Origin of the sequence: Novimethylophilus sp. (assembly GCF_036504375.1) — a bacterium.
Classification (GTDB): domain Bacteria; phylum Pseudomonadota; class Gammaproteobacteria; order Burkholderiales; family Methylophilaceae; genus Novimethylophilus.
Genome location: NZ_DASXVH010000102.1, coordinates 1 through 4,546, shown reverse-complemented (window position 1 = coordinate 4,546; position 4,546 = coordinate 1). Strand labels below are relative to the sequence as shown.

The 4,546-nt window shown below is 56.0% G+C and carries 6 protein-coding genes; 4 read left to right on the top strand and 2 right to left on the bottom strand.

Translation table 11 applies throughout. The annotated features are described in order from the left end of the window. Positions 1–410, top strand: a 410-nt coding sequence (locus VGK14_RS14120; RefSeq protein ID WP_414691727.1) for an IS5 family transposase, incomplete at its 5' end; no start/stop codon positions are given. Here the strand turns inward: VGK14_RS14120 and VGK14_RS14115 are convergent. Further along, positions 373–1,740 carry a GH1 family beta-glucosidase gene (locus VGK14_RS14115; protein WP_414691726.1) on the bottom strand — a complete coding sequence of 456 codons (1,368 nt, stop codon included), beginning with the start codon at positions 1,738–1,740 and terminating at the stop codon, positions 373–375. The two genes, VGK14_RS14120 and VGK14_RS14115, sit on opposite strands and share 38 nt — an antisense overlap. A gap of 200 nt (positions 1,741–1,940) precedes the next feature. On the opposite strand from VGK14_RS14115, the gene VGK14_RS14110 reads away from it, so the two are divergent. The 3 genes from VGK14_RS14110 (at position 1,941) to VGK14_RS14100 (ending at position 3,944) form a co-directional block, all read left to right on the top strand. Next, on the top strand, positions 1,941–2,507 hold the full coding sequence (locus tag VGK14_RS14110) for a GNAT family N-acetyltransferase (RefSeq protein ID WP_331509735.1): 567 nt from the start codon (positions 1,941–1,943) through the stop codon (positions 2,505–2,507). A 9-nt stretch (positions 2,508–2,516) separates the two neighbouring features. Next, complete coding sequence (locus VGK14_RS14105) at positions 2,517–3,083, top strand: GNAT family N-acetyltransferase (RefSeq protein ID WP_331509734.1); 567 nt, start codon at positions 2,517–2,519, stop codon at positions 3,081–3,083. Positions 3,084–3,473: 390 nt separating this feature from the next. After that, a complete protein-coding gene (locus VGK14_RS14100) occupies positions 3,474–3,944 on the top strand; it encodes a GNAT family N-acetyltransferase (RefSeq protein WP_331509733.1) in 471 nt (156 codons plus the stop codon). 263 nt (positions 3,945–4,207) lie between these two features. Here VGK14_RS14100 and VGK14_RS14095 read toward each other — a convergent pair. Beyond that, on the bottom strand, positions 4,208–4,546 hold a 339-nt coding region (locus tag VGK14_RS14095; protein ID WP_331509732.1), incomplete at its 5' end, for a substrate-binding domain-containing protein.

Below are 4,546 nucleotides of genomic sequence, written 5' to 3'. Positions count from 1 at the left end.
TGCCCGGACAATCCGGGCAATGGGGAGGCATCGCCCGCGACAACCGGAAATTCATCAACGCGGTTTTCTGGATATTGCGAACTGGCGCGCCGTGGCGCGATCTGCCCGCGAGCTACGGCGACTGGAAGAATGCTCACCGTCGATTTTGTCGCTGGCGTGACCGGGGAATATGGGAGGCGCTACTGGAACAACTCATTGATGCGCCGGATTTTGAATGGCTGATGATTGATGCCAGCCACTGCAAAGTGCATCCGCACGCAGCAGGCGCGCGTGGTGGCAACCAAGGCATGAGCCGCACAAAAGGGGGCTCAATACCAAGATACATCTGGCCGTGGAGCCATGGTATGCCGATCCGAGTCATTGCTACAGAAGCTACCCGCGCAGAAAGAATCGATACCACTCCCCACTAAGTTTCAATCTTCGCTGCTGCGTGGGGTAATCGACATGAATCAGCCCGAAACGTCGGGCATACCCTTCTGCCCACTCGAAGTTATCAAGAAGACTCCAGGCAAAATATCCCTGCACCGGAATCCCTTTGGCAACTGCATCCCTGAGCGCCGCCAGATGCCGCACCAGATAACTGCGCCGAGTGAAATCATCGATACGGCCTTCATGGTTAGCAACGTCATCGTAAGTTGAACCGTTCTCGGTAACGTACATCCGCGCTGGCTGGTAATCCCGGGCAACACGCTCCAGCAAGGTCACCATGCCTTCCGGCGAAACCTCCCAACCAAAGTGAGTACGCTCGACATTTTCCAGTTCGATTACGCGCGTGGAGATCGGCCCATCCCCGGACGCATCAGCGACGGTTTCCGGGAAGTAATAGTTCACGCCCAGAAAGTCCGTCGGCGTGGCGATGGTCGCCAGATCACCCTCTCTGACCTCAGGCGCATCCTTGCCGCACAATTGCCAGATGTCGGCCGGATAGCCACGGCCATACAGAGGATCAAGAAACCAGCGGTTACGCAGCCCATCGTGCCGCTTCAACGCTTGCCGATCCGCCTCGCTGTCGCTGGATGGGTGCAACGGATGCAGGCTCAATGCGATCCCGATGCTCGCTCCGGGGATGTTGTGCCGAATGGCAGGAATAGCCATGCCATGAGAGAGCAACACGTGATGGCAGGCCTGCAGGGCCGTGCCGAAATGCTTCAAGCCTGGCGCATGCACGCCCTCGTAATGCCCCAGAAACGCGCTGCACCAAGGCTCATTGTGCGTGATCCAATTTTTGACCCGATCACCAAGATTCCGGCTCACCGCGTCAGCAAACTTCGCGAAGGCGTATACCGTGTCGCGATTCGCCCAGCCCCCCTGTTCCTGTAAGGTTTGCGGCAAATCCCAGTGGTAAAGCGTGGGCCACGGCTCAATCCCGCGCTCCAGCAATCCGTCAACCAGCCGCGAGTAGAAGTCCAGGCCTTTGCGATTCGCCTGCGCACCGCGCCCATCGGGGAAGATTCTTGGCCAGGCAATTGAAAACCGGTAAGCATTCAGCCCCAAGTCGCGCGCATGATCCAGATCCTCTGGCCATCGATGATAATGATCACAGGCAACAGTGCCGCTGGACCCATCGCGAATCGCCCCAGGCATTTCGCAAAACTTATCCCAGATCGATGCACCACGACCATCGACGTCAACGGCTCCCTCAACCTGGTAAGCAGAAGTGGAGCAGCCCCAACGAAAGTCGTTGGCAAAGCTGTTCCGTTCCACGAGAGGAAGCGTATTAACTTTATTTTTTTTCATCATTCAGCGCAATTAGAATTTGCTTACATGTTGAAGGCGATTCTTCACGTTCCATCACCGAAACCTTGCCTGCCCTGCATCCTGCCAGAGAAGACAGTTTCACCCGAACATCATGAACGCCTACATTCCAATTGGAATGCTTTCCAATTATACTGAAAATACAAGGTGCATGTATTGCATGTTGTTGCCAGAACAGGATTACTTTGAGCATCCCCAATGTTAATAACAATCAAGCGAACATGATTGCATCCGGACTCATACTACTGCGACCCGCGACGCCGGCTGATGCAGAAACCATCGGCCGGATTCGCGTTTCAGCCTGGCGTGCCGCCTACCAGCCCTTCATGCCAGCAAGCTATCTGGCTTCTCTTGACCACAAGGCAAACATGGCCGATCTGCGTACAAAGCTAGCAACCCCTTCAAATGCTTTCAGATTAACTATCGCCGAGGTAGATGACCAGGTCGTGGGCTTTTCAATCGTCGGCACACCACGACACAATGCCCGTGAAGGTCACACAGAGCTTTGGGCGCTTAACGTAACACTGACGCACTGGCGAAAAGGCATTGGCCGCGCCCTGACGCTACAAGCAATCGGTGATTCCGCCGCCCATGGCTTCATCGGCATTGACCTCTGGTGCATTGTCGGCAATTTACCGGCGCAGGCAGCATACGAAAGCTGCGGTTTTATTCCGACAGGCATAGCGCGGGTATCCTCCGCCCTCACTGGATACCCGTTGCATGAAATTCTTTATGTGAAATCGATGCGTTAGCCACGCCACATGACCCCGACCCTTCGAGAGTTTCCCGACCACTTCGAAACCGAGCGCCTGCTGATTCGGTCTCCGCGCCCTGGTGATGGTGAAGCGGTATTTCATGGTGTGGTTGAAACACTTTCGCAGTTGCGTGCATGGCCCGCATCGCTGCCCTGGGCCATGGCCGAACCTGCCATTGCCGCCTCTGAAGCATTTTGTCGTGAAGGGCATTCCGCGTTTCTCGCCTGCAGGGATATGCCAATGCTGATGTTCTCAAAAACTGGAAATGACTTTGTCGGTGCGACCGGCCTGCACAATCCGGACTGGAAGGTTCCAGAATTCGAGATCGGGTATTGGTGTCGGCAGTCGTATCAGAGGCAAGGGCTCGTCACCGAGGCTGTAAATGGCATTACAGCATGGGCCTTTTCTGTCCTTGGCGCACGCCGACTATCCAGTCGCACCGACTCGGAAAACCCAGCGAGCCGCCGTGTTCTGGAACGGGCCGGGTTCAAGTTGGAGGGCATCATGAGCGAAGATCGGGTTTGGCCAGACGGCTCGCGCAGAAGCATCTGCATTTACGGGATCACGTCATGAGAAAGATCGATCAGAATCGCGCTTCTCCAATACGGGTGTTATTTATTGGAAATAGCTATACGTACTACAACGACATGCCATCCATACTGGCTGATCTTGCCCGAACTGCGAAGGATTTCTGCCTTATTGAAACGCATGCGGTGTCGTTCCCGTGGGGACCGCATGGCGGTCGGCAAGCGCTAGAACCGAACTGACGCTATATGACGATGATCTATCCCATCCGGCCCTTGCAGATCGTACCTGGCCGCTTGTGTTTTTTACTCCGTGATAATGGGAAAGGCACCAACCCGACCAATATCAACATTGCAGGGAAAACTATCGGATGAACACATGATTGACTTACATCATGTGGCGAAGACAGTTACAGGCACTCCAATCCAATCTGGTTAAATGATCACTATTCGCCCCTACCATCCGGCAGATGCCCAAGCTGTCGAGCACATCGTCACAGCCTGCACCCGGGAACTTCGAAAAGTGTATCGACCCAATCCCGATGCGCCCCCAGCATCACCCAGCACGTCCTCAGCTACAGAACGCCTCGTTGCCGTTGATGATGCCGGCCCCATTGTCGGGGTTGCCAAATTTGCACCTCGCACCTCCGCACTATATACGCAAGGCATCGCCGTGGCGCCCGACTACCGCAGACGCGGGGTAGCCGGCACACTGCTCAAACACATTTCAGCCCTGGCGGCCGACAGGCAAATCTCGCAGCTGGAACTCGCGACTATCAAGGAAACCGGAAACGTCAGCATATTCCTGCGTCTTGGATTTCTCGTCGTCGAGGAGCATCTTTCAGAACGTTTCGTAGGGGCAGATGGGCAAGCCGTCGCCGAAGTGATGCTGAAACGTCATGTGCCCTGAGAAACTGCTGAACAAGCCCTGATTCGTCATTCCGGCGAAGGCCGGAATCCAGTGTGCTAATGGGCTGGACACCGGCCTGCGCCGGTGTGACGGACTTATTCAGATCCCCCTGGCAAGGCAGGTACTGCGTGGGCACGGGGTCGTGCCCACCCTACATGACTTGCGGAAAAATGGAGGTATCAGCCCCATCTCTCGCGTACGGGGAAAAGGTTGGGGAGCGGGAAAAACGATTGCCTGAAACCATTCACAGGCATGTAAGACAACTACACCTTCACCACGGATGACCGCCAGGACATGCTCACCGGGAGCTTGCGCTTGACCGGGCGGGTTCCGCCGTAGCACTGGTTGAGCAACCAGTTGAGGGCACTGAGGGTCACTTCGCGCCAGGGAACATGAACCGAGGTGAGCCGGGGCGCGGAGTATTCGGCGGTGGGGGTGTCATCGTAGCCCATAACGGAAACGGTGTCGGGCACCGCGATGCCAGCCTCTTGCAGCCGGGCAATGGCGCCAACAGCCATTTCATCATTGGCACAGAAGAGCGCGGTAAATTTCAGCCTGGAAGCCAGCAATGTGCCGACCGCAGTCCAACCGCTTTCCGGCGA